Source organism: Bordetella genomosp. 9, from assembly GCF_002119725.1.
Taxonomy (GTDB): Bacteria; Pseudomonadota; Gammaproteobacteria; order Burkholderiales; family Burkholderiaceae_B; genus Bordetella_C.
This window is the reverse complement of record NZ_CP021109.1, coordinates 4,165,061-4,189,133: the sequence shown is the minus strand read 5'-3', so window position 1 is coordinate 4,189,133 and position 24,073 is coordinate 4,165,061. Positions and strand designations below refer to the sequence as shown.

20 protein-coding genes are annotated in these 24,073 nt (G+C 67.0%); 7 read left to right on the top strand and 13 right to left on the bottom strand.

What is annotated here, in order from left to right; all coding sequences use genetic code 11:
- Window positions 1-9: 9 nt before the first annotated feature.
- The 4 genes from CAL13_RS21385 (at window position 10) to CAL13_RS19190 (ending at window position 6,745) form a co-directional block, all read left to right on the top strand.
- On the top strand, window positions 10-1,083 hold the full coding sequence (locus CAL13_RS21385) for a hypothetical protein (protein WP_232467705.1): 1,074 nt from the start codon (window positions 10-12) through the stop codon (window positions 1,081-1,083).
- Between the two features lie 9 nt (window positions 1,084-1,092).
- Complete coding sequence (gene hemE, locus CAL13_RS19200; RefSeq protein WP_086073254.1) at window positions 1,093-2,175, top strand: uroporphyrinogen decarboxylase; 1,083 nt, start codon at window positions 1,093-1,095, stop codon at window positions 2,173-2,175.
- A 349-nt stretch (window positions 2,176-2,524) separates the two neighbouring features.
- Window positions 2,525-4,672: a primosomal protein N' gene (locus CAL13_RS19195; RefSeq protein ID WP_086073253.1), complete on the top strand. Its 2,148-nt coding sequence runs from the start codon at window positions 2,525-2,527 to the stop codon at window positions 4,670-4,672.
- Between the two features lie 9 nt (window positions 4,673-4,681).
- Window positions 4,682-6,745: a UvrD-helicase domain-containing protein gene (locus tag CAL13_RS19190; RefSeq protein WP_086058808.1), complete on the top strand. Its 2,064-nt coding sequence runs from the start codon at window positions 4,682-4,684 to the stop codon at window positions 6,743-6,745.
- A 227-nt stretch (window positions 6,746-6,972) separates the two neighbouring features.
- Here the strand turns inward: CAL13_RS19190 and CAL13_RS19185 are convergent, their stop codons facing one another.
- The 7 genes from CAL13_RS19185 to CAL13_RS19155 all read right to left on the bottom strand — a co-directional run bounded on the left by CAL13_RS19185 (window position 6,973) and on the right by CAL13_RS19155 (window position 14,486).
- The gene (locus tag CAL13_RS19185; RefSeq protein ID WP_086073252.1) at window positions 6,973-8,118 is read right to left on the bottom strand and encodes a M20 family metallopeptidase; all 1,146 of its coding nucleotides are present in this window, start codon (window positions 8,116-8,118) and stop codon (window positions 6,973-6,975) included.
- A gap of 89 nt (window positions 8,119-8,207) precedes the next feature.
- Window positions 8,208-9,104: an alpha/beta hydrolase gene (locus CAL13_RS19180; RefSeq protein ID WP_086073251.1), complete on the bottom strand. Its 897-nt coding sequence runs from the start codon at window positions 9,102-9,104 to the stop codon at window positions 8,208-8,210.
- Window positions 9,105-9,127: 23 nt separating this feature from the next.
- Window positions 9,128-10,207, bottom strand: coding sequence for an ABC transporter ATP-binding protein (locus CAL13_RS19175; RefSeq protein ID WP_420042464.1), 1,080 nt, complete (start codon window positions 10,205-10,207; stop codon window positions 9,128-9,130).
- A 2-nt stretch (window positions 10,208-10,209) separates the two neighbouring features.
- Complete coding sequence (locus CAL13_RS19170) at window positions 10,210-11,190, bottom strand: ABC transporter ATP-binding protein (protein WP_086058803.1); 981 nt, start codon at window positions 11,188-11,190, stop codon at window positions 10,210-10,212.
- Window positions 11,187-12,104: an ABC transporter permease gene (locus CAL13_RS19165; RefSeq protein ID WP_086073250.1), complete on the bottom strand. Its 918-nt coding sequence runs from the start codon at window positions 12,102-12,104 to the stop codon at window positions 11,187-11,189. The genes CAL13_RS19170 and CAL13_RS19165 overlap by 4 nt, the downstream gene beginning before the upstream one ends.
- Before the next feature lie 346 nt (window positions 12,105-12,450).
- A complete protein-coding gene (locus tag CAL13_RS19160) occupies window positions 12,451-13,428 on the bottom strand; it encodes an ABC transporter permease (protein ID WP_086058801.1) in 978 nt (325 codons plus the stop codon).
- Window positions 13,429-13,532: 104 nt separating this feature from the next.
- Window positions 13,533-14,486, bottom strand: coding sequence for a succinylglutamate desuccinylase/aspartoacylase domain-containing protein (locus CAL13_RS19155; RefSeq protein WP_198297868.1), 954 nt, complete (start codon window positions 14,484-14,486; stop codon window positions 13,533-13,535).
- A gap of 305 nt (window positions 14,487-14,791) precedes the next feature.
- Between CAL13_RS19155 and CAL13_RS19150 the strand changes: the two genes are divergently transcribed.
- The 3 genes from CAL13_RS19150 to CAL13_RS19140 are packed head-to-tail and all read left to right on the top strand — an operon-like array spanning window position 14,792 to window position 17,172.
- The gene (locus CAL13_RS19150) at window positions 14,792-15,796 is read left to right on the top strand and encodes a LysR family transcriptional regulator (RefSeq protein WP_086058800.1); all 1,005 of its coding nucleotides are present in this window, start codon (window positions 14,792-14,794) and stop codon (window positions 15,794-15,796) included.
- Between the two features lie 34 nt (window positions 15,797-15,830).
- Window positions 15,831-16,385, top strand: coding sequence for an adenine phosphoribosyltransferase (locus CAL13_RS19145; RefSeq protein ID WP_086058799.1), 555 nt, complete (start codon window positions 15,831-15,833; stop codon window positions 16,383-16,385).
- Window positions 16,386-16,431: 46 nt separating this feature from the next.
- Entirely contained in the window at window positions 16,432-17,172 is a 741-nt protein-coding gene (locus CAL13_RS19140) for an IclR family transcriptional regulator (RefSeq protein WP_086058798.1), read from the top strand.
- Window positions 17,173-17,223: 51 nt separating this feature from the next.
- Here CAL13_RS19140 and CAL13_RS19135 read toward each other — a convergent pair whose 3' ends face one another.
- From CAL13_RS19135 to ilvA, 6 genes are all read right to left on the bottom strand, one after another.
- The gene (locus tag CAL13_RS19135) at window positions 17,224-18,390 is read right to left on the bottom strand and encodes an acyl-CoA dehydrogenase family protein (RefSeq protein ID WP_086073248.1); all 1,167 of its coding nucleotides are present in this window, start codon (window positions 18,388-18,390) and stop codon (window positions 17,224-17,226) included.
- Window positions 18,390-19,613: a CaiB/BaiF CoA transferase family protein gene (locus tag CAL13_RS19130; RefSeq protein WP_086073247.1), complete on the bottom strand. Its 1,224-nt coding sequence runs from the start codon at window positions 19,611-19,613 to the stop codon at window positions 18,390-18,392. The genes CAL13_RS19135 and CAL13_RS19130 overlap by 1 nt, the downstream gene beginning before the upstream one ends.
- On the bottom strand, window positions 19,610-20,596 hold the full coding sequence (locus tag CAL13_RS19125; RefSeq protein ID WP_086073246.1) for a Bug family tripartite tricarboxylate transporter substrate binding protein: 987 nt from the start codon (window positions 20,594-20,596) through the stop codon (window positions 19,610-19,612). The genes CAL13_RS19130 and CAL13_RS19125 overlap by 4 nt, the downstream gene beginning before the upstream one ends.
- 163 nt (window positions 20,597-20,759) lie before the next feature.
- Entirely contained in the window at window positions 20,760-21,146 is a 387-nt protein-coding gene (locus CAL13_RS19120; RefSeq protein WP_086058794.1) for a cupin domain-containing protein, read from the bottom strand.
- A gap of 252 nt (window positions 21,147-21,398) precedes the next feature.
- Window positions 21,399-22,292 (bottom strand): LysR family transcriptional regulator, encoded by an 894-nt coding sequence (locus tag CAL13_RS19115; RefSeq protein ID WP_086058793.1) that lies wholly within the window; start codon window positions 22,290-22,292, stop codon window positions 21,399-21,401.
- Window positions 22,293-22,331: 39 nt separating this feature from the next.
- Window positions 22,332-23,840 (bottom strand): threonine ammonia-lyase, biosynthetic, encoded by a 1,509-nt coding sequence (ilvA, locus tag CAL13_RS19110; protein ID WP_086058792.1) that lies wholly within the window; start codon window positions 23,838-23,840, stop codon window positions 22,332-22,334.
- Window positions 23,841-24,073 lie beyond the last annotated feature (233 nt).

Sequence of the window (24,073 nt, the reverse complement as noted above, 5' to 3'; positions counted from 1 at the left end):
GGAGGAGCGATGCGCGAGACGCTGGATTGCGGCGTGCTTATGGTGCCGGCGCATGCCGACCGGATGCGGACATGGGTGGATAAACATGCGCGAACCATGGCGCGCCTGCGGCTGCACCCGGTCAGTCTTGACGAAGGCGGCGTAGTGGCGATGTGCGCCGGCGCCGCCGTGGGGTCTGCGGGGGACGCGGCCGCGGCGCAATCGCTGGCCAGAATGGCGATGGCGTTACGGCGTTTCGACGTCTGCCTGCTTCCGGTTTCCCCGGACACGCTGGCGTGGACGCGGACGGCCCTGTCGTGCGCGAAAGCCGTCCTGCGCACGCCGCTGATCGGGGTGGCGCGCGGACTGAAAGCCGCCGCGGTGGAGGATCTGCTCGCATTGGGAATGCAGGACTTCGTACGCGACCCCTTGTGCCCGGAAGAGTTGCGCGTCCGCACGGACCGCGTGACGGCCGGACGCAGCCGCGTCGGCCAAATGCCGCGGACGGATACGGCCCGGCACGAAGCCGTACAGCAGGCCGCCATTCATCCAGCGCAGCCGACGCAGGAGGTATATGGAGGCCAGGCGGCGCACGGGGGGCAGGCGGCGCATGGGGGGCAGGCGGCGCATGGGGGGCAGGCGGCGCACGGGGACCATGCGGCACAGGGAAGGCATGGGTCACTTGCGGTGCAAGAGCCGGCGCCGCCCTATGCCGTCGCCGAGGGCGCCTGCATGCCGCCGGCGCCGGGGCGCGGATCGTGGCCCGCTGGTGTCCGTCCGCGCCCGTCGCAGCAAGCCTTCGACAGCGCGCTGCTTGCGATCCAGGCAGCGCCGCGGATACATCCCGACGAACCTTTCCGGATCGCCAAATCGCGGGTGGTGGACAGCTTCGAGCGCGACTACGTGCGCACGGCCCTGTCGCGCCATGCGGGCAACGTCGCACGCGCCGCGCGCGCGTCGTCCAAACACCGGCGTGCGTTCTGGGCGCTGATGCGCAAACATCACATCGATGCGGCGCCATATCGGTCCCGCCAGCCGCAAGGCGAGACCTGCGCCGGCATGGAAGAGAACCCGCCGGGTAAAATCGACGGCTTGGTTCTTTGAAGGAAAGCCGTGTCCGCCGCCGCATTGCAAAACGATGTCTTCCTGCGCGCCCTGTTGCGCGAACCGGTGCCCTACACGCCTATCTGGCTGATGCGGCAGGCGGGGCGCTACCTGCCTGAATACAACGCCACGCGCGAGAAGGCGGGGTCCTTTCTGGGCCTGGCGCAGAACCCCGACTACGCGGCCGAGGTCACGCTGCAGCCGTTGGCGCGTTACCCTCTGGACGCGGCCATCCTGTTTTCAGACATCCTCACCGTGCCTCATGCCATGGGATTGGGCCTGGAGTTCCGCGCCGGTGAAGGGCCGCATTTCGATCGCCCTGTCCGTACAGAGGCCGATGTCGCAGCGCTTGCGCCGCCGGACCTGGAGCGCCTGCGCTATGTCTTCGACGCCGTTTCATTGATACGCCGGGAGCTGAACGGCTCCGTGCCGCTGATCGGTTTCGCCGGCAGCCCTTGGACCATCGCCTGTTATATGGTCGAAGGCAAGGGCAGTGACGACTACCGGCTCATCAAGGGCATGGCTTACGCCCGGCCGGACCTGATACATCGCATTCTGCAGGTAAATACCACGGCGACCATTCAATACCTCAATGCGCAAATCGCCGCAGGCGCCCAGGCCGTCATGCTGTTCGATAGCTGGGGCGGCGTGCTTGCCGACGGCCTGTTTCAAGCCTATTCCCTCGCGTATACCCGGCAGGTGGTCGCCGGCCTGACGCGCGAACACGAAGGCCGGCGTGTGCCGGTCATCGTGTTCACCAAGGGCGGCGGCATGTGGCTGGAAGACATTGCTCAATGCGGCGCCGACGCGGTAGGGGTGGATTGGACGGTCAATCTGCGCCGCGCACGCCAGCGGGTGGCCGACGCCGTGGCCCTGCAGGGAAACCTGGACCCCATGGCCTTGTTCGGCGGCGGCCCCGCGATCCGGGCCGAGGCCAGGCGCGTGGTGGCCGACTTCGGACGCGTGGGCAGGGGAGGGCACGTGTTCAACCTGGGACACGGCATCTCTCGCTTTACTCCTCCAGAAGCGGTAGCCGAACTGGTGGACGAAGTACATGCCTACAGCCCCGCTTTCCACGCCGCTGCACCGTAATGTGAGCGTCCGCTCTGTTGCATCCCGGCGTGTAGCGATCGCCGAAAAACCCTACTTGTGCACAGCAGCGAAGGGACACGGCGACAAGGGAGCTGCTGGCGGAGTCGTCGGTAGACGTCCTGTAAGTTATTGATTCGCAAGGAGGAAAAATTTTTTCGCTCGGCCCTTATCAGACGGATGGACTTGTGGTAAAAGCGGCCGCCTCCAATTGCCCGCCAATTTTCCCCAAAGTTATCCACAGCCCGTCACGGTTACATTTCATTGTCAGCCGCGACAGCCGCTTAGCTCGGATTTCGAGAATCTACTTTAAATAGGACGACTTCTTTACTCATGCATTTGGCTGACCGCCATGGCTGACGCCGACGCCACGCAAGCTCCCCCGCCGACCCTGCCGCAGGCGGCCGAAGCCGCGTGTCGCTGGGTGCGGGTGGCGCTGGACGTGCCGCTCCCGGGCCCGTTCGACTACCGTCACGACTGCCCGCTGGCGCCCGGCACGCGCGTTATCGTGCCGTTCGGCCGGCGGCGGCTGGTGGGGGTGGTCGTCGAGAACCCCCAGACGCCTTCCTTCGATGCGGCGCAGATCAAGCCAGTGGAGAAGGTGCTGGACGACCTGCCCGCCTTCCCGGACGACTGGCTGCGGCTGGCCCGGTTCGCGGCCAATTACTATCACCGCCCGCTCGGCGAAGTGATGCTTCCGGCGCTGCCGCCGCCGTTGCGCAAACCATCCGCCTACGAAGGCAAGCGGTCCGGCGCCGGACCGGTGGCTCGCCTGGACGCGCGCCGCCGCAAGGCGCAGCCGCCGGCGGACGGCCCCGGCAGCGAAGCGGAGTCCACCGCGGATCCGGCCGAACCCGTGCTGAACGCCGAACAGGCGGCCGCCGTGTCGGCGATCACCGCGCTGCAGGGTTTCCGGCCCGTGCTGCTGCACGGCGTGACGGGAAGCGGCAAGACGGAGGTCTACCTGCATGCCGCCCGGCAGGTGTTGGCGCGCGGCGGCCAAGTGTTGCTGATGGTGCCGGAGATCAATCTCACGCCACAGCTCGAGGCGGTCCTGCGCAGCCGGCTCGATGCCGTGGCGGGGCCCGGGACGCTCGCGGTGCTGCATAGCGGCTTGTCGGATGGGGAACGCTTGCAGGCATGGGTGCGGGCGCAGCGCGGCGAAGCCCGGGTCCTGCTTGGAACGCGCATGTCCATCTTTGCGCCGCTGCCGGACCTGGGTTTGATCGTGGTGGACGAGGAGCACGACGCCTCCTATAAACAGCAGGACGGGCTGCGTTATTCGGCGCGCGACCTGGCAATCTGGCGGGCGCGCGATCGCCATATTCCGGTGGTGCTCGGTTCGGCCACGCCGTCATTGGAAACCTGGCAGCAAGCCGAACGCGGCCGTTATCTGCGCCTGACGCTGTCGAACCGCGCCAGGGCGAGCCAGCTTCCGAAGATCCGGCTGGTCGACACGCGCCGGCTGACGATGAAGCAGGGCATGTCGCCCCAACTGATCGACGCCATCGCCGAACGGCTAGCGCAGGGCGAGCAATCCCTGGTTTTCCTGAACCGGCGCGGCTATGCGCCGGTGCTGCACTGCGCCTCTTGCGCGTGGGTCAGCCATTGTCCGCGCTGTACTGCTTTTACGGTCCTGCATCGCGGTCCGGGCCGCGGCGGCCATATCCTGCAGTGCCACCACTGCGGCTACCATGCCGCCGTGCCGCGGGCGTGTCCGGAGTGCGGCGACCAGGATCTGCAGCCCATGGGGCGGGGCACGCAGCGCGTCGAAGAACAATTGGCTGAACTGTTCCCCCAGGCGCGCATTCTGCGGATAGACGCCGACAGCACGCGCCGCAAGGGCAGCGCGCAATCCCTGTTCGCCAGCGTGCACGCCGGCGAAGTGGACATCCTGGTCGGCACGCAGATGGTGGCCAAGGGCCACGATTTCGCCCGGCTGGGGCTGGTCGGCGTGCTGAACGCGGATGCGATGCTGTTCGCGCACGACTTTCGCGCGCCGGAACGCCTGTTCGCGCAATTGATGCAGGTGGCGGGCCGCGCCGGGCGGCACACCGAAGGCGGCGAGGTTCTCATTCAGACCGGCTATCCCGAACAACCCGTGTATCAGGCGCTGATTCGTCATGACTACACCGGCTTTGCCCGCCACGCGCTGGAAGAGCGCGAAAGCACCGGCCTGCCTCCTTTCGCCCATCAAGCCCTGCTTACCGCGGAAGCGCGCGAGCTGCCCCAGGCGCTTGCCTTCCTGCAAGCCGCCCGCGATCTGCCGGACGGCGACATGGCGGGCTATTTCCCCACGGCGCATGCGGTGACGCGCTACGATCCCGTGCCCCTGCGGGTGGTGCGTGTGGCCAATATGGAGCGCGCCCAGCTGTTGGTGGAAAGCGTCAACCGCCCGGCGCTGCAAGCCTTCCTGGCTGCCTGGTATCCCTTGCTGCACGACCTGCCGGCCGCCGCGCGCGTACGCTGGCAGCTGGAAGTCGACCCTCTGGAAATTTGATGCGTTGTCATGTCTGAGACCGTTCCCGCCGGATTGAATCCCGCTCAACGCGAAGCCGTCCTGTACCTGGGCGGCCCCTGCCTGGTCCTGGCAGGCGCGGGCAGCGGGAAGACGCGCGTCATCACCCAGAAGATCGCCTACCTGCTGCGCGAATGCGGCTACATGGGCCGCAATATCGTGGCGCTGACCTTCACCAACAAGGCCGCGCGCGAGATGGACGAGCGGGTCAAAACGCTGGTCGACCGCAAGCTTGCCAAGGGCCTGACGATCAGTACCTTCCACGCCCTGGGCGTGCGTTTTCTGCGGGAAGAGGCGCGCCATGCCGGCCTGAAACCGCAGTTTTCCATCCTGGATGCCGACGACGCCATGGGCATCATCCAGGAGCTGCTGGGCACCACGGACAAGGGTTGGCTGCGTGCGGTGCAGAACACGATCTCGCTGTGGAAGAACGCGCTGGTGGATCCCGATGCCGCGGCCGCCTCGGCCACCACGAAATCCGATATCGAGGCCGCGCGCGTGTACCGCAGCTATACGGCTACGCTGGCGGCGTATCAGGCGGTGGACTTCGACGACCTGATCCGCATCCCGGCGATGCTGCTGCAGAACAACGAGGAAGTCCGCACACGCTGGCAGAACCGCGTGCGTTACCTCCTTGTGGACGAATATCAGGACACCAACGTCTGCCAGTACCGCCTGGTGCAGTTGCTGACCGGCGACCGGGCCATGTTCACGGCGGTGGGCGATGACGACCAGGCCATTTACGCCTGGCGCGGCGCGACCATCGAGAACCTTGCCAAGCTGACGACGGACTATCCGACCCTCAAGCTGATCAAGCTGGAGCAGAACTACCGCTCGGTGCAGCGCATCCTGGCCGCCGCCAACCGCGTCATCGAGAAAAACCCGAAGCTGTTCGAAAAAAAACTGTGGTCCGACCTGGGCGTGGGCGAACCGATCGTCGTGACGCCGATGGACAGCGAGGAAGCCGAGGCTGAGTCGATCGCGATGCGGATTTCCGCGGCCCGCTTCGAACGCCAGGGCAAGTGGAAGGACTACGCGATTCTTTATCGCAGCAATCATCAGGCGCGCGTGCTCGAACAGGCCCTGCGCAACCTGAAGATTCCCTACACGATCTCCGGCGGGCAGAGCTTCTTCGACAAGGCCGAGATCCGCGACGTCCTGGCCTATCTGCGCCTGATCGCCAATGACGAGGACGACCCGGCCTTCATCCGCGCCGCCACCACGCCGAAGCGCGGCATCGGACAAGCCACGCTGCAGGTGCTGGGCCAATATGCGGCAGAGCGCCAGATCCCGCTGTTCGCGGCGGTTTTCGAGCAGGGGCTGGATGCGCTGCTGCAGCCCCGCCAGCTCGAGGCCTTGCGCACCTTCGCGCAATTCATCCAGCGGATGCAATGGCGGGCCGGCCGGGGCGCGCCCGACGGCGCCAAGCCCGCCTCCGCCGAGCCTGCGGGCGTGCTGCTGGACGACCTGCTCGGCGCCATCCAATACGAGCGCTATCTGTACGACATCCTCGATGAAAAGCCGGCGCAAACGCGCTGGCAGAACGTGCTCGAACTGACCGGCTGGCTCAAGCGCAAGGCCGAAGAGGACGGCATGACGCTGTTCGAACTGGTGCAGCACGTGGCGCTCGTGACCATGCTCGAACGCGGAGAGGACGAAGAGCCCGATGCCGTCAAGCTATCGACCTTGCATGCGTCCAAAGGGCTGGAATATCCCCACGTCTATATGGCCGGCGTCGAAGAAGGGCTGCTGCCGCATCTGGGCAAGGACGACGAGGAAGGCGACCCGGCGCGCGCGGCGGAATCGCTTGCCACACGTATCGAGGAAGAGCGGCGCCTGATGTATGTGGGCATCACGCGCGCCCAGCGCACCTTGAACCTGAGCTGGTGCAAGAAGCGGCGGCGCGCGCGAGAAGACCTGGTGCGCGAACCGTCGCGCTTCATCGAAGAGATGGGCCTGGGCGACGCGCGCTTTCCGGAAGACGAAGCCACGCGCGCGATGAGTCCGAAGGAACGCCTGGGCATGCTGAAGGCGCTGTTGCAGAAAGGCGGATGATCCGCCTTGCCCCGTAGAGCCCGTGAAGCCGCGCCGGGTTGGTCACCGGCAGCGTGCGGATGTGTTCGGGCGTTCCGGCTCGCGCCATGCAGCGCGCGAGCGCGCATTGTGCTCACAACGGTATTGGTGAAGCTGGCCCCAGCGCGTTGCCGGCGAGACGGCCGCATGCCCCGCGAATGCGCCCATCGGAATTTCCGTCCCCAGTGGCGCTTGCCGGCGGCGGATGGCTACTCCAGATCCTTCAGCAGCAGATGCCAGAACTTCGCCCGCGCGGCGAGCGTGCTGACCAGGATGTGTTCGTGCAGCGTGTGAGCGCCGTCGCCGTCGGCGCCCAGGCCATCCAGCGTGGGCACACCCATGGCGGAAGTGAAATTCGCATCGCTGCCGCCGCCCGTCATGGGGGCGTCGTCCAGCGTGAAGCCGGCGGCCGTCGCGAACAGGCGCGCCTTGCCCAGCAACTGGCTGGTCGCCTCGGTTTTCACCATCGGCGGCCGGTTCAGTTCCACGTCGATGTCCAGACTCGTGTCCGGGCCAACCGGCTTCAGGCCGCGCATGCGCTTGAGCGTGTCTTCGGCCGCCGGCATATCGGGCACCCGGAAATCCACCACGCACCGGCACAGCGCCGGCACCGTGTTGGTCGCGGTGCCGCCCTCTATCGTCCCCACGCTGACTGTCACGCCGCGCGCATAGTCCGTCATGCTTTCCAGCGCCAGCACCTGGTGGGCCATCTCGCGGATCGCGCTGCGGCCCTTTTCGTGGGCGACGCCGGCATGTGCAGCATGGCCTTTCACGCTCAGGCGCAGCATCCCGGTGCCTTTGCGGGCCGTCACGCATTTGCCGCCATTGGCCCGCGCCGGCTCGCACACCAGGCCGTACTTCGCATTGCGCGCGTAGGCCTCGATCGAGGCGCGCGAGGCGTGGCTGCCCGTTTCTTCGTCGGGGACCAGGACAAAGTCCACCGGCAACCGCGTCGAGCCCGGCTCGGACAGGCGGCCGAGCGCCAGCAGGGCCAGGTAGATGCCGGCCTTCATGTCATAGCACCCGGGCCCATACAGCTTGTCCCCTTCGATGCGGTAAGGCGTTTCCTGCAGCGTTCCGATGGGATGCACGGTGTCCATATGCGCCAGCACCAGGATGCCGGGCCGGGTATCGTCCGGCGCGCGGTTGGTGATCGTCAGCAAAGGGCCGGTGTTCCCGCCCAGCGATCGGATCGCCGTGCGCAGGCCCGCCGCCTGCGCTTCGGCCTGGATCAATGCGGCCATGGCGGCCACCCCGGCAGGCGAGCTGGTGGGAGACTCGCATTCGATCCAGGGGCGCAAGCCGGCGGCAATCGCGGCGGAGTCGGGAAGGGCGGAAGAGGGCTGGGCGGGCATCAATGTTCCTCGTTCGATGATGGTGTCTTGGTAGGGGTTCGTCCCGGGCCGCGGACGACTCGCCGCGTGAACCGGCGCCCCCGCTTGATCTATGCGACGGTCTTGCCGGCCAGGCGCGCCATCTCGGCCTCATCCGGCATGCGGCCGTCGAACCAGAGGCTGGCGCACACCGCCGACATCGCCTTGCCGTCGTGCCCGATACCCGGCACCGATATCAGCTGCCAGTTGAACGGCACGCCCAGGCGCGCGGCCTCGCGCTTGCCGGCCTCGAAATAGTGATGGGCGCGGGCGTAGCGGTGCGGCCCCTGCCGCTGGGCTGCCGGCTCGGAGGGCAGATTCGGGTCGTCAGTGGCGGTGTCCTGGTCGCCGGCCAGGATGGTCATGGGGTAGCCAAGCAGGCGCACCAGGTGGTCCTGCGTCAGCCCCACGCCATCGAGCCCCTCGGGATAGGGGTGATCGAAGGTCGGCAGCGTGTACCAGCCCGGGTTCCCCACGGCAACCGCCTTGAATGGCGCATGTGACTGGCTGCTCATCAGACGGTGCACGAACTGGCCGCCGGCGGAATGGCCGAAAAGGTAGGCCTGTTCGCATTCGGTGATCTCGGCGGCGCGCAGGTCGTTGAACACGCGCTCAACGAGCACGTAGGTCCAGCCCTCCACCGGCCGCACGTTGCCGCTGGGCGTGAACACCCGACCGTTGTTGTAGCTTTCCGTCCCGGGCCAGATCTCGTTGGAGAAGGTCGGCGCCACGATCAGCAGCTTGTGTTTGTCGGCGGCGGGAATCCAGAAATCGCGATAGTCGTCGCCGTTGCGCAATACCCCGTGCTGCACGAAAACCACCGGACGGTCCGGCGTATAGCCGTAGGGCCGGTAGGTATTCAAAGTGAACGGACGGTCGCTGTTGCGGTCCTCGTCCACATACGGGATGGCGTTGCGGCCTGGATGGTTCAGATCCAGGCTGATGCGTTCGACGTTGGACAGGTTCATGCGGCTTCCTTGCGAGGACGGAATCAGGCAGCCCGGTCGTTCAGGTGACAGGCGGACCAGTGGGCGGGCGCGATTTCGGCCAGCGGCGGCGCCTGCTCCCGGCACCGTGGCATGGCGTGCGGACAACGCGGGTGGAAGGTGCAGCCGGACGGCGGCGCCAGCGGGGAGGGAATCTCTCCCTGAATGGGCGTAAAGCGTCGCCCGCGCCGGTTGACGTCGGGCATTTCGGCCAGCAGCGCCTGGGTATAGGGATGGTTGGCGCGCGAAAAAATCTGTGCGGCAGGCGCCGTTTCGACGATGCGCCCCAGGTACATGATGGCGACGCGGTCGGAGATATGGCGCACCACGCCCAGATCGTGGCTGATGAACAGATAGGTGAAGCCGTGACGCTCGCGCAGGTCCATGAACAGGTTTATGACCTGCGCCTGGATCGACACGTCCAGGGCGGCGACCGGCTCGTCGCACACCAGGAACGACGGCTGGACCATCAGCGCCCGGGCGATGCCGATGCGCTGGCGCTGCCCGCCCGAAATCTGGTGCGGGAAGCGGTCGCGGTAATCGGCGCCCAAGCCCACGGCGGCCAACGCCGCGTCGATGCGGGCCGGGATTTCGTCGGGCGGCGCCAGCTTGTGCACCTTCAGGGCCTCGCCAAGTATCTGGCGCACCCGATGGCGCGGATTCAGCGATGCCTGCGGATCCTGGAACACCATCTGCACGCCCAGCACGTAGTCCAGCCTGTCGCGGCCTTTCAGCTCGGACGCCGGGCGGCCGTTGTAGCGCAGGTCGCCTTCGGTGGGCGGGTGCAGTCCGGCCACGATGCGGCCCAGCGTGGATTTGCCGCAACCCGATTCGCCGACCAGGCCGACCACTTCGCCCGGCGCGATCGACAGGCTGACACCGTTGACCGCATGCACCACGGCGCGGTCGATGGGGCGGCCGGCCAGGGCCAGCAGCCGTTGCGCCAGATCGGGCCGCTGCTCGAAGCGCTTGTGCACGCCGCGCAGCTCGATCACGGGCGTCGCGTTGGCGGCATCGGCGCCTTGCCGGGCGGCCGCGTCGGCGCCCACGGCGGCGGTGTCGTTTCCGGTGGATGTCGCTTGCAGATTCATGCCGCGCTCCCTCGCCCGACGGGCGCGTAGCAATGGAAACCGCGGGCGCCCTCGCGCGTGAGTCCGGGGAATTGTTCGGTGCAGCGGGTCACCGCGTTGGGACAGCGCGGCCGGAACGGACACCCCCATGGCCTCGCTGATAGGCTAGGGGCCATCCCGTCAATCTGGCGCAGGCGCGCCCCGGGGTGCCCGGCCGCCGGCATGGAACGCAGCAGACCCTGCGTGTAGGGGTGGCGCGGCGCATCCAGCACTTCGTTCACCGGTCCCGTTTCCACGATACGGCCGGCGTACATGACGGCGACGCGGTCGGCGAGTTCCGCCACCACGCCCAGGTCGTGCGTGATCCAGATGAGCGCGGTATCGCGGGTGCGGCAGATTTCCTGCATGCGGTAAAGAATCTGGCCCTGGATGGTCACATCCAGCGCCGTGGTTGGTTCGTCGGCGATGATCAGGTCGGGATTGTTCAACAGCGCGATCGCGATCGCCACGCGCTGCCGCATGCCGCCCGAAAACTCGTGCGGGAAACTGCGCAGCCGCGCTTCCGGCGACGGGATGCCCACCATGGCCAGCGCCTCGGCGCAGCGCGCCATCGCTTCTGCGCGGCTGACGTTTTCGTGGGTCAGGATGGTTTCGGCCATCTGCTCGCCGATGCGCAGCACCGGATTGAGCGTCATCAAGGGATCCTGGAAGATCATCGCGATGCGGTTGCCGCGCAGGCGCCGCATGCCTTCTTCGTCCCGCTTTCGCAGGTCCTCGCCCTTGAACCGGACCTCGCCGGCCACGACTTCGCCGGGCGGGTCGATCAGGCCCATGATGGAGAAACCGGTCACGGATTTACCCGACCCCGATTCACCGACCAGGCCCAGGATTTCGCCGCGGCGCAGGGTGAGGTCCACGCCGTCGACGGCCGGCCAGGCGCCGGCAGGGGTATGAAATGCGGTGCGCAAGCCGCGCACATCAAGCAGGAGTTCACTCATCGTCGCGGGTCCAGGCTTTCCCGGAGACGGTCGCCCAGGATGTTGATGGCAAGAATCAGGAACAGCAATGCCAGTCCCGGAAAAAGGCTGATCCAGTAGTCGCCGGACAGCAGATATTGAAAACCGTTGGCGATCAGCAGGCCAAGCGAAGGCTCGGTGATAGGCACGCCGACGCCCAGGAAACTCAGCGTCGCTTCCAGCGCGATGGCGTGCGCGATCTGCACCGTCGCATACACCAGGATGGGGCCCAGGCAGTTCGGCAGCAGGTGCACCACCATGATGCGCCACGCCGGAAAGCCGAGGTTCATCGCGGCCTCCACATATTCCTTGCGCCGTTCCTGCAGCGCCCGGCCACGCATGATGCGCGCATAGTTGGCCCATTGCACGAGCACCAGCGCCAGGATGACCTTGTCCACGCCGCGGCCCATGACGGCGAGCAGGACCAGCGCCACCAGGATGGAAGGAAAGCCCAGGACGAAATCGACCAGCCGCATCAGCAGCGCATCCACGCGGCCACCGACATAGGCCGCGAGCAGCCCCACCGCGCTGCCGATGGCGGTGGCCAGCGCGACGGACGACAGGCCGACCAGCAGGCTGATGCGGATCCCGTAGAGGATGGCGCTGAGCATGTCGCGGCCCTGGTCGTCGGTGCCGAGCCAATAGAGATGGCCGTCCATCGACGCCGCACGCGGCGGCAGCCGGCCGTCCATCAGGTTCAGGTTGGCGAGGTCATAGGGATTCTGCGGCGCGAAGTAGGGCGCGACCAGGATGACCAGCGCGAGCACGGCAAGAACGATAAGCGTGCCGCGCACGGTGGGACGGCCCTGCAGCCGCCGAAGGATGGCGTTGCGCCGCGGCGTATCCGCCAGGGGCGGCACGGTGCGCGTGCGGCCGGAAGAAAGGGAGTCGGACATGGCAGAAAAAAAGTCGTGGACCGAATGTTAAAAGGCGGCTCTCAAAAGATATCGGCGTCCCGGTTCATCCACCGCGCTTCACCGCACCCGCAACGCAAAAACGGACATCGCACCACGGGTATCCCCCCATCGGGACGCCGCGGATCCGGCTTCGCCGGTCCGCTGGCGAGCCCCCTCGAGGGGGAAGCGCGCAGCGCTCCGGGGGTGGGTTCCCTCCTCCCGCCAGCGCCACCATCGACGCATGAAACCGACGCCCCCCGATCGGGACGCCGCGGATCCGGCTTTGCCGGTCCGCTGGCGTGCCCCCTTGAGGGGGAAGCGCGCAGCGCTTCGGGGGTGGGCCTCATCACCCTCTCGCGGCCGTCAGCTGCACCCGTGGATCCAGCACGGCGTACAGGATATCGACGATCAGATTGATCAGGACGAACAGCAGGGTAACGAACATAACGTAGGCCACCACCACGGGCCGGTCGAGCTGGTAGACGCTGTCTATCAGCAGCTTGCCCATGCCGGGCCAGGCGAACACGGTTTCGGTGATGGTGGAATAAGCGATCAGATGGCCGAACTCCATGCCGACCACGGTGACCACAGGGATCAGGATATTGCGCAGGATGTGGCGGCCGACGATGCGGCGCGCGGGCAGGCCCTTGGCCCGCGCGAACTTCACGTATTCCTGGTTCTGCGCTTCGGTCACGCCGGAGGCGGTCAGGCGCAGCACCAGCGCCACGTTGGCCAGCGCCAGGTTCAGTGCCGGCATCGCCATGTGCGACAGCCCGTCCAGCGTCAGGAAGGAAAACGGGATCCCGAGCACGGTGACCGTTTCGCCGCGGCCCGACGCCGGCAGCCATCCCAGCCACACGGCAAACATCAGGATGAGCATCATGCCAAGCCAGAAGGCCGGCAGCGAGAAACCCAGAACGGAGGTCGCGAGGATGCCGCGGCCCAACGCCGTGTCGCGGCGCAGGCCCGCGAGCAGGCCCAGCGGGATGCCGAGCACACAGGTCAGCGCGATGGCGGCCACCACCAGTTCCAGCGTCGCGGGCACGCGTTGCAGGATGAGCGAAATGGCCGGCACGCCCTGCACGAAGGAATTGCCCAGGTCGCCGTGCAGCGCGCGCCAGACGAAATTCCCATACTGCTGCCACACAGGCAGGTCCAGCCCCAGGCGCGCGATCATTTGCTGCCGGTCGGCCAAACTCGCTTCGGGGCTGACGAGAAGTTCGATCGGATCGCCGACCGCATAGACGGCGAAAAACACGACGATGGATACGGCGATAAGCACGAACAGGCTCTGTATGAGCCTGCGCAGGATGAACAAGGCCACGCGGCGGTTCCCCGAATGATGTCTTTTGATGTGCGGCGCAAGCGCTCGTGGGCGCTACTTTACTGCAGTCTTGCGCGCGCGGTCAGCCCGCGGCGCGCGTGGATTCAGCCGCGCGCCGCAATGGGCTGCGCCAGGCGCACCACCGTCACGCCGGCGCGGACGTTGGCCAGCGATGGCATGATCAGGACGCAATCGTCGTAGGGCGTGCACACCGGTTCGCCTTCGGACCAGCCGATCACCGTGCCGGCGTGCGGCAAAGTCTCCAGCCCCTTCCAGGGCTGGGCGAAGCGAAAGTCCGCGCTCTTGGCCGCGATGGCGTGCGTGACGCGCAGCGCCTGCTGTTTCGGCGCCGTCGGCATGAACCACGCGCCGGGGAGATCGGTCGATTCGACGATGCCCGAGGCGACCAGGAAACGCGCCATCTGGTCCAGGGCCACATCGCGCGCCTGCGGCGCGCCATGGAAACCGCATTCGATCAGCAGCGACCGCGTGCCGTTGTCGCCAGGCTCGCCGAACTTGCCGTAATCGCGCATGCGCACGCCGGCGGCATGGCCGGCATCGGCGATGATCTTGGCCGGATTGCCGAGGCTAAGCGCCAGATCGATGTTGCGCTGCTGCATGCCCGTCATCTGCAGCGGCACGGTCGAATTGCTCATGGAATGGATATCGAGCAGCCAGTCGGCCTTCTTCAGCCACGGCAGGATGACGGCCGCGCGGCGCCGTTCCTGCGTACTGTCGTCGGCCAGTTTGTCGTCGCTCCAGACGCGGTTCAGGTCTTCATCGACAAAGCGGGAAGCGGTGTAGTTGGCCGCGTCGAACCGGTCGAAGGCCGCCAGGTTGCAGAATGCCAGGGTCAAGGCGCCGTGGCGCGGGCGCAGGCCGTGGGCCAGCGCCGCTTTCAGCGCCCAGGCGCCGCACAGCTCGTTGCCGTGGATCAGCGCCGAAATCATGACGCTGGGACCGGGGCGGCCGGAATCGAAGTGCCAGATGCCTTCCGTGCCCGTGTTGCCGGCCCGCTCCACATTCAGGTCGGGGCAGGGCAATTCAAAGGGACGCATGGGAAGATCGTGGGCTGCGGGCATCGCGGCTCCGGACAGGCGGTTCAAGTTCGGCAACGGCGGAAAAACGAGGGGACGCGGGGCCGGGCGGCGCGCCTTCGGGTCCGAAGGCGGTTTGGACGGGGGATTCTGTGATGCCATGATCCGTAACGAAGGAGGCGGCAGCCGAAGGGCGCGGGTTGCGCGGCCCGAACGGACTTTTTCGCAAGAATTCTAGGGGCGGCGAGCGCCAACGACCATTAGAATATTTCGTCCTTGTATTGCCGAAAAGGCAAAGCTCGCCATCTGGCCCAAAAAGGTCGCCCATGCACGGAATCGCCCTGAAGTACTTCGCCGAAGTCGCGGCCGCGGGCAGCCTCAGCGCCGCGTCGCAACGCCTGTTCGTCGCCGTCTCGGCCATCAGCCGCCAGATCGCCAAGCTGGAGGCCGAAGTGGGCGCGCCGCTTTTCAAGCGCATGTCGCGCGGCATGGTGTTGAGCGAGGCAGGCGAGCTGCTCCTGGCGCATGCGCGGCGCGCATTGCTCGAATCCGAGGCCGTGCTGCAGGACATCGCGGGGCTGAAGGGCGCGCCCAGCGGCACGATCCGCGTCGTCGCCACCGACGGCCCGGCGCATCATTTCCTGCCCGAATCGATGGCGGCCTTTCGCGGCAGGCATGCGCATGTGCGTTTCAGCCTGCTGGTATGCACGCACGCGGAAGCGATGCGGCGCGTCGCCGAGGGACAGGCCGACCTGGCGGTGTCGTTCGGCGCCGAGCAAAGGAAAGGCACCGTCGTGCGCTATTCCGTGCCCGCGCCCGTGTATGCCGTGATGGCGCGTGCTCATCCGTTGGCGCGCCTTGCCAGCGTCGCACCCATGCAACTGTTGCCCTATCCGCTGGCGTCGACCGAATCGTCCTCGGGCACGCGCAAGCTGCTCGAACGCTGCTGGCGGCAGGAAGGCATGCATTTCGAGCCGGTCTTCGTCAGCAACCTGTCGGCGGCGCTGATGTCATTCGTTCGTAACTCGGACCGCGTCATGCTGGGCGCCTACCTGCCTGCGATGTCGGCACTGAAGCGCGGCGGGCTGGTGGCCCGGCCCATCGACCATCCCGAGATGTCGACGCGCCGCCTGCAATTGCACACCATGGAAGGGCGCCTGCTGCCCGGCGTGGTGGAAGAATTCCTTGAGTACATCGCTGCCGCGCTGCCCGTGCCGGACCAGGCGGCGGCGCCCGCCAGACGCGCGCGCACGGCAAGGCGCGGCGCCGGTGCGCATCCGACGCCGGTGCAGGAAGGCCGCATTGGCTTAAGCGCGCCCGCACGGTTATAGTTCCCAGCCTCCACTCCCTACGACGGACGCCATCATGCAAACCGATTACGCAGAACTCGTCCGGCGGACCATACGAAGCGTGCCCGACTGGCCCAAGCCCGGGGTGACATTTCGCGATATCACGCCGGTGCTGCAGGATCCCCGCACCTTTCGCGTGCTGATCGACATTTTCGTGTACCGCTACATGCGACAGCGGCTGGACCTGGTGGCCGGCGTGGACGCCCGCGGCTTCATCATCGGCAGTGTTCTCGCGTACGAGCTGAACCTGGGCTTCGTGCCGGTGCGCAAGCAGGGCAAGCTGCCGTATCGCACGGTGGCAGAGTCGTATTCGATGGAATACGCCAATGCATCCGTCGAAATGCACGCCGACGCCGTGCGGCCGGGGCAGCGGGTGCTCCTGATGGACGACCTGATCGCCACCGGCGGCACCATGATCGCGGCCATCAAGCTGCTGCAGCGGCTGGGGGCGAACGTCGTCGAGGCCGCCACGATCATCGACCTGCCCGCGCTGGGCGGTTCGGTTGCCGTCGCCGAAACCGGCACGCCTTTGTATTCGGTCTGCCGTTTCGACGAAGAACCGGCGCCGTAGCGGCGTGATCCGAAAGGGCGGCAATGGACCCACAGGCAAGGAAGGGATGAGCGTCAAGACGGCTCTCAGGGTCATCGAGATCATCGAGGTATTCGCGCGCGAAAAGCGGCCGCTGGCGCTTTCGGAGCTGGCGCGCCTGCTCGAAGTGCCCGTATCCAGCTGCCTGGCCCTGATACGCACGCTCGCCGAACTCGGCTACCTGTACGAAGTCGGCCGCCGCAACGGCTATTACCCCACCAGCCGCCTGCTGGCCATGGCGCAGCAGATCGCCCGCAACGACCCGGTGCGCGACCGGGTCTACCCCAGTCTGCTCGAATTGCGCGAGGCCACGCAGGAAACCGTCGTCTTCGCCAAGCTCACGCCTGACCACCGCGTGGTGTACCTTGAAGTGCTGGATTCGCCGCACACCATCCGCTACGCGCCGGTGGCCGGCGAGTTCCGCGAGCTGCATGCCAATTCGCTCGGCAAGGCGCTGCTTTCCACGCTGCCGCCGGAAAAGCGCCAGGCGCTGCTGCGCCGCGGTCCCCTGACCCGCTTCAATGAGCGCACCATGGTGGATCCCGATGTGGTGGAAGCCGATATCGCGGCGTCACGGCAACGCGGCTGGTTCCGCAATCTGGGCGAATCGCTGGCGGAAGTCGGCGCGATCGCGTGGCCGCTGGCCCTGGGCGGCGATCATTACGCGATTTCGGTCGGCGCGCCGGTGTACCGCATCGAGCCGAACCAGGAAGCGTACGCGCGCATTCTGCGCGCCGCCTGCGCGGCGCTGGAACAGAACGCGATATGAGGCGGCGCGGCGGCGCGGCTTTTGCCGCCCGCCGCCAGCGCCAAGCCTGGGTCAATAGGACTTGGGCAGCCCCAGCACCTTCTCCGCGATGAAGCAAAGGATCAGTTGCGGGCTGACGGGCGCGATCCGCGGGATATAGCTTTCGCGCAGCAGGCGTTCCACGTGATATTCCTTGGCGTAACCCATTCCGCCAAGCGTCAGCACCGCGGTCTGGCAGGCGTTGTGCCCGGCTTCGGCGGCCAGGTACTTGGCCGAATTCGCATAGGGGCCGCAGGGCTGCCCGGCGTCGTACATCGAGGCCGCCTTGAAGACCATCAGGTCGGCCGCCTCCAATTGCATCCAGGCCTGCGCAAGCGGGTGCTGCACGCCCTGGTTCTGCCCGATGGGCCGGCCGAAGACCTTGCGTTCATTGGCGTAGCGCACGGCGCGATTCAGGGCCGCGCGGCCGATGCCCACCGCTTCGGCGGCGATAAGTATGCGCTCCGGATTCAGGCCGTGCAGGATGTACTCGAACCCGCGCCCTTCCTCGCCGATGCGATCGGCGGCCGGGATGCGAAGGCCGTCGATGAAAAGCATGTTCGAATCGACTGCCTTGCGGCCCATTTTTTCGATTTCGCGGACTTCGACGCGCTCGCGGTCCAGGTCGGTGTAGAACAGCGAAAGGCCGTGCGTGGGCTTGTCGACCTCGGAAAGCGGCGTGGTGCGAGCCAGCAGCAGCATCTTGTGGGCCACCTGGGCGGTGGAGATCCATATCTTGCGTCCGTGCACCACGTAATGATCGCCCTCGCGCACGGCCCGCGTGGTCAGGCGCGTGGTGTCGAGCCCGGCGTCGGGCTCCGTGACGGCGAAGCAGGCCTTGTGCCGGCCGGCGATCAGGTCCGGCAGCCAGCGCGCGCGTTGTTCGGCGTTGCCGAATACCACCACGGGATTCAGGCCGAAGATGTTCATGTGCACCGCCGAAGCGCCAGCGAAACCGGCCCCGGACGCGGCGATGGTCTGCATCATCAGGGCGGCTTCGGTCATGCCCAGTCCGGCGCCGCCATAGTCCGGCGGCATGGCGATGCCGAGCCAGCCGTCGCGCGCCAGGTCGGCATGCAATTCATGCGGAAAGCCGCCGTCGCGGTCGCGCTCCAGCCAGTATTCGTCGGGGTAGCGCGCGCAGATCTGCTCCACGGCGTCGCGCATGGCGATTTGATCGGGGGTGAATGTAAAGTCCATCAGCGGGTCCCATCGTGAGTGGCCTGGGCGTCCAGCAACGCCTGGATGGCCGATTCGGCAAAGCCGGCTTCGCGCAGCACTTCGATGCTGTGTTCGCCCAGCCGCGGCGCGGGCCGCCGCAAGGCGGTCGGCGTGCCGTCGAAGCGCCCCAAGGGCGCCGGGGTGCGCAACCGACCTTCGGTCGGGTGGTCCACGGTGCGCACGAAATCCGTGGCGCGCAGATGCGGGTCCCGGATCAAGTCTTCGATGCCGTAAAGCCGGGATGCCGGGATGTCGGCCTCGGCCAGCAGGCGCAGCCAATCGTCGGTGTCGCGCGTCAGCATGACCTGCGCGACATAGGCGTAGACCTCGCCGATGTGTTCGGCGCGCGCCGTATGCGTGGCGAAGCGCGGGTCAGCGGCCATTTCCGGCTTTCCGATGGCCGCGAAGAAGTTGCGCCAGTGCTTGTCGTTGTAGATCAGCAGGCACACGTGGCCGTCGCGGGTCGCGTAGGGCTTGCGGTGCGGCGCGAGCAGCCGCGCATAACCGGTGTCGCCCAACGGCGGATCGAAGGTCCAGCCGCCCAGGTGGTCGCCCAGCACCATATGTGCCATGCCCTCGAACATGGGGATCTCCAGGCTTTGCCCCTGGCCGGTTTCGCGTGCATGCAGCACGGCGGCCAGCAACGCGATGGCGGTATGCAGGCCGACGGCGCGGTCGGCCAGCGTCAAGGGCGCGTAGCGCGGTTCGTCTGCGCTCTGGCGGCGGAACAGGTCCGCGATGCCGGTCTGGCCCTGGATCAGATCGTCGTAGGCGGGGCGGCCCGCGTAAGGCCCGCCTTCGGCATAACCATAGGCGCCGGCATAGACGATACGCGGCTGGCGCGCCGCGAAGGCCGCATAGTCCAGTCCCAGCCGCGCCATCGCCTGCGGCCGGATGTTGTACAGGACCGCATCGCAATCCTGCGCCAGCGCCAGGCAGGCATCGCGCGCGGCCGGCTGCTTCAGGTCCAGGACGATGGAGCGCTTGTTGCGGTTCAGATGCAGGTAAAGGTGCCCCATGCCGGGATTGCGCATGGGACCCACGGCGCGCATGTTGTCGCCGGCCGGCGATTCCACTTTGATGACGTCCGCGCCCAGGTCGGCCAGCACCTGCGTGGCATAAGGCCCCATGACCACCGCGGTCAGGTCGAGGATGCGCACGCCGGCCAGCGGGCCGCCCGCGCCGTGTTCGGTTCTCTTCATTGCTGCTCGATGCCCGCGTCGCGGATCAGTTTGCCCCACAGGGTGAGTTGCTGCGACACGAAGGCCGCGAAGTCTTCGGGCGTGCCGCTGAAGGCGTCGAAGCCCAGCACGGCCAGCTGCTTGCGCACTTCCGGTTCGGCGACGATCTTGTTGATGGCGGCGTTGAGCGTCTTGACGATCTCGGGCGGCATGCCGGCCGGACCGAAGTAGCCGTTCCAGGAATTGATGTCGAAATCGGCGATGCCGGCGTCTTCCATCGATGGGATGTCGGGCACGACGCTGCTGCGCGCGGCGGTGGACACGGCAAGCGCCCGCATCTTGCCCGACTGGACGAAGGGCAGGCCGGACGCCACGTCCGTGAACATCATGTCGACCTGGCCACCCACCACGTCGGTGATGGCCTGGGGCGTGCCCTTGTAGGGGATATGCACGATATCGATGCCCGCGCGGCGGGCCAGCGTGGCGCCGGCAACGATGCCGGTGCTGTTGCCGCTGGCGTAGGTCAGCTTGCCCGGGTGCGCCTTGGCGTAGGCGACCAGTTCCTGCACCGACTTTACGGGCAGCTTGGGATTCACGACCAGGATGAACGGAAGGTTGCCGCCCCGCGCGATGGGGGTGAAATCCTTCACGGGATCGTACGGCACGTTCTTCATCAGGTATGGCGCCGCCGAGTGCGAGGTGTTCGTCGTGACGAACAGCGTGTAGCCGTCCGGTTTGGCGCGCGCCACGTAGGAGGCGGCGATGGTGGCGTTGCCGCCCGGCTTGTTTTCCACGACCACCTGCCCATTCAGGATGCGGCCCAATTCGGCGGCGAAGATGCGGCCGACCGCGTCGGTGCCGGAACCGGCGGGGAAGGGCACCACCAGGGTGATGGGCCGCTCGGGGTAGGCCGCCCGGGCGGGGCCGGGCCCGGTCAGGCCGGCGGCGGCGAACAGGACCGCGGCGGCGGCTGCATGACGCGATAGGCGCGCAAAGCGATTCATGGGTTTGTCTCCTTTTGTCGTTGTGATGCCCGTATGGGGCAGTGGCCGGGCGTTTGCCGCGCCGGCGGACCGGCGCCGCGCGCTGCCGCCGGCGGCGGGTCCGGCGCACAGGCTGCTGCGCTGCGCCGGACGTATTGCGTTTCGCCGTTATCCGGCGGCCGGGTCAGCGGATTACGCGATCCGGCCGCTCTTCGTAAGGCGGGCTGTAGATGACCAGCAGCCGCGCCGGCTCTTCGCTGGTCACCGTGAACACATGCGGGATATCGGGCGGGAAATAGCAGCAGTCGCCCGGCCCCATGTCGGCGGCGACGCCATCGACTTCGGCGCGCGCGGTCCCGGCGATCAGGTAGCACACCTGTTCGATGCCCGGATGCGCATGGGGCAGCGCCCCTTTGCCCTTTTCGATCACCCCCAGCACGACCTCCACATTGGCCGCCCCGACGTTCTCCCGCCCGATCAGCCGGCGGTTGGTCGTGCCAAGATGGTTCGCGGGGTGGTAGCCGGGAACGTCGGCTTCCCTGATGAGCCAGGGCGGATTGGATGCTGCCATGCTTGTCTCCGATTTCTCATATGTGAATCTATTTTCACCATCATGAAAATTTGAGTCAAGCGCGGCCGCGGAGGTTGGGGCCCTGGGGCCGGAATGCCGCACCGGCATCCGGGTGCGCGCGGGCGAGCCTGCCTGAAACGGCGGCGATGAATGATGAAAGGAAGGCGGCGGCCGCCGGTCCTGCGCGATCCAAGCGCAGTGCGGCGCGCTATCGGTCCAGCGGCGTTCCGGGCGCCGCGGCCCGGCTCCGGGTCAGCGGCGCTCGTTCAGCCGCGGCTGGATGAAATCCAGGAAGGCCCGCGTCTTGGCGGGGATGGCGCGCGATGGCAGCAGCGCGAACAGCGGCATCGGCGTCAGGTGCCAGTCGGGCAGCACCCGTACCAGGCCAATGCGCTCGATGGCTTTTTCCATGGTATGGAAGACCGGAAGCGGCACCACGCCCATTCCGCGCGCGGCCAGCCGCGCCAGCATGCCCATATTGTTCGCGATGAGGCGGCCGAAGACTTGCACCCGCACCACGCGTTCGCCGGAATGCAGCATCCAGAAAGAACCGCCTTCGCCGCTGGGAAAGCGCAGGCAATCGTGGTGGCTGAGGTCGATCGGCGTGAGCGGCTCGCCGTGGCGCGCCAGATAGTCGTGCGAGGCGTACAGCTGGTGCGACATCACCATGATCTGGCGCGAGATCAGGCTGGAGTCGGGCTGTTGGCCAAAGCGCAGCACCAGGTCGAAGGGGTTGCTGATGGGGTCCACCGGCCGGCCGCTGACGTCGAACTCGCATTCGATGTCGGGATACTGCTCGGTGAACTCGCGCATCACGAGCGGCAGAACCAGCTGCGCCAGGCTGGCCGTCAGCGAGATGCGCAGGCGGCCTTTGGGTTGCGCCGCCATATCGTGCAATTGCTCGTGGGCGACCCGCGCTTCCTCGATGATGTGCCGGCAGCGCTCGAAGTAAAGAGCGCCAGCTTCCGTCAATTCGATGCGGCGCGTCGTCCGCGTGAGCAGCTGCATCCCCACGCGCCGCTCCAGTTCGGTAACGCGGCGCGACAGCGTGGCCGCCGGGATGTTCAGAGCCTCGGCCGCGTGGCTGAAGTTCTTCCGCTTGGCCACTTCCACGAACAACGCGATGTCATTGAGCTGGACGTCCATGAGGCGTGTTCCCTTGGCATGTCGCGGCAGCGGGCCGGGTCAGAGTATCAGCTTGTACGCCGGGTTGTCGGTTTCGTTCCAGCAGGGGTAGGCCAGCTCGGCGATGAAGGCCTTGAAGGCCTTTTTGTCGGAGGGCGGCACCTGTATCCCGACCAGGATGCGGCCGTAGTCGGCGCCCTGGTTGCGGTAATGGAACAGGCTGATATTCCAGCTGGGGTTCATGGTGCTCAGGAAGCGCATGAGCGCGCCCGGCCGTTCCGGAAACTCGAAGCGATACAGCAATTCGTCGTGCGCCAGCGCGGAGCGGCCGCCCACCATGTGGCGCAGATGGGTCTTGGCCATTTCGTCGTGGGTCAGGTCCAACGTATCGAAGCCGTGGCGGCGGAAGTTGGCGGCGAGCTTTTCAGGCTCGGCGGGCGAGGACACCTGGATGCCCACGAACACGTGGGCGCGCACGGCGTCGGATATCCGGTAGTTGAACTCGGTCACGTTGCGGTTGCCCACGAGCTCGCAGAACTTGCGGAAGCTGCCGCGCTGTTCCGGCATGGAGACGACGAATACCGCTTCCCGCATCTCGCCGACTTCGGCGCGCTCGGCGACGAAGCGCAGCCGGTCGAAATTCATATTCGCGCCGCAGGCGATCGCCGCGACGGTCTTGTTCTTCCATTTCTGCTGCGCGAGGTACTGCTTGGCGCCGGCCACGGCCATGGCGCCGGCCGGCTCGAGCACGCTGCGCGTATCCTGGAACACGTCCTTGATGGCTGCGCAGATGGCGTCCGTATCGACCACCACGAAGTCGTCCACGTACTGGCGCACCAGTTTGAAGGTCTCCGCGCCCACCTGTTTGACCGCCGTGCCGTCCGAAAACAGGCCGACGTCGTTCAGCACCACGCGCCGCCCGGCGCGCACGCTGCGCAGCATGGCGTCGGAGTCCTCGGTCTGCACGCCGATGATGCGCACTTCCGGCCGCAACTGCTTGATGTACGTTGCCACGCCGGCGATCAGTCCGCCGCCGCCGATGGCGACGAAGACCGCATCCAGCGGGCCGGGATGCTGGCGCAGGATCTCCATGCCCACGGTGCCCTGTCCGGCGATCACGTCCGGGTCGTCGAAGGGATGCACGAAGGTCAGCTTCTGCTTTTTCTCCAGCTCCTTGGCATGCGCATAGGCGTCGGAAAAGCTTTCGCCGGCCAGCACCACTTCGCCGCCCAGGCGGCGCACCGCGTCAATCTTGACCTCCGGCGTGGTCGTGGGCATGACGATCACGGCGCGGCAGCCCAGCTTGCGGGCCGACAGGGCCACGCCCTGCGCATGATTGCCGGCCGACGCCGCGATGACGCCGCGCGCCAGCGCCGCCGGCGGCATGTTGGCCATCTTGTTGTAGGCCCCGCGCAGCTTGAAGCTGAAAACCGGCTGGGCGTCTTCCCGCTTGAGCAGCACCGTGTTCGAAATTCGCTGGGACAGCAGTGTGGCGGGTTCCAGCGGCGACTCGACGGCGACGTCGTAGACTTTCGAGGTCAGGATGCGTTTCAGGTAGTCGGTTGACATGGACTGCGGGGCAGGGGGTTGACAAGCGTCGGGCAGATTACCACAGCGGCCGGCGACGCCCGGCGCCGGTTTCCGCCGCTTTTCCCCAAGCCGGCCAGCCCTTTCCAGAAACGTTGCGCGTTGCCGGGCCGCTCTATTGCTGTCCCGCGATGCGGTCGGCGGCGGCGTCTCGAAGAGGCGGAACGTTTCTACAGCCAGCCCGGAATGTCCACGACGGCGCATCGGCTACAGCG

Coding starts and splice junctions, on each gene's coding strand:
- CAL13_RS21385 (WP_232467705.1), top strand. CDS start 10: ATGCGCGAGACGCTGGATTGCGGCGTGCTTATGGTGCCGGCGCATGCC.
- CAL13_RS19195 (WP_086073253.1), top strand. CDS start 2,525: ATGGCTGACGCCGACGCCACGCAAGCTCCCCCGCCGACCCTGCCGCAG.
- CAL13_RS19190 (WP_086058808.1), top strand. CDS start 4,682: ATGTCTGAGACCGTTCCCGCCGGATTGAATCCCGCTCAACGCGAAGCC.
- CAL13_RS19185 (WP_086073252.1), bottom strand. CDS start 8,118: ATGCCCGCCCAGCCCTCTTCCGCCCTTCCCGACTCCGCCGCGATTGCC.
- CAL13_RS19180 (WP_086073251.1), bottom strand. CDS start 9,104: ATGAACCTGTCCAACGTCGAACGCATCAGCCTGGATCTGAACCATCCA.
- CAL13_RS19170 (WP_086058803.1), bottom strand. CDS start 11,190: ATGAGTGAACTCCTGCTTGATGTGCGCGGCTTGCGCACCGCATTTCAT.
- CAL13_RS19165 (WP_086073250.1), bottom strand. CDS start 12,104: ATGTCCGACTCCCTTTCTTCCGGCCGCACGCGCACCGTGCCGCCCCTG.
- CAL13_RS19155 (WP_198297868.1), bottom strand. CDS start 14,486: ATGCGTCCCTTTGAATTGCCCTGCCCCGACCTGAATGTGGAGCGGGCC.
- CAL13_RS19150 (WP_086058800.1), top strand. CDS start 14,792: ATGCACGGAATCGCCCTGAAGTACTTCGCCGAAGTCGCGGCCGCGGGC.
- CAL13_RS19145 (WP_086058799.1), top strand. CDS start 15,831: ATGCAAACCGATTACGCAGAACTCGTCCGGCGGACCATACGAAGCGTG.
- CAL13_RS19140 (WP_086058798.1), top strand. CDS start 16,432: ATGAGCGTCAAGACGGCTCTCAGGGTCATCGAGATCATCGAGGTATTC.
- CAL13_RS19135 (WP_086073248.1), bottom strand. CDS start 18,390: ATGGACTTTACATTCACCCCCGATCAAATCGCCATGCGCGACGCCGTG.
- CAL13_RS19130 (WP_086073247.1), bottom strand. CDS start 19,613: ATGAAGAGAACCGAACACGGCGCGGGCGGCCCGCTGGCCGGCGTGCGC.
- CAL13_RS19125 (WP_086073246.1), bottom strand. CDS start 20,596: ATGAATCGCTTTGCGCGCCTATCGCGTCATGCAGCCGCCGCCGCGGTC.
- CAL13_RS19120 (WP_086058794.1), bottom strand. CDS start 21,146: ATGGCAGCATCCAATCCGCCCTGGCTCATCAGGGAAGCCGACGTTCCC.
- CAL13_RS19115 (WP_086058793.1), bottom strand. CDS start 22,292: ATGGACGTCCAGCTCAATGACATCGCGTTGTTCGTGGAAGTGGCCAAG.
- ilvA (WP_086058792.1), bottom strand. CDS start 23,840: ATGTCAACCGACTACCTGAAACGCATCCTGACCTCGAAAGTCTACGAC.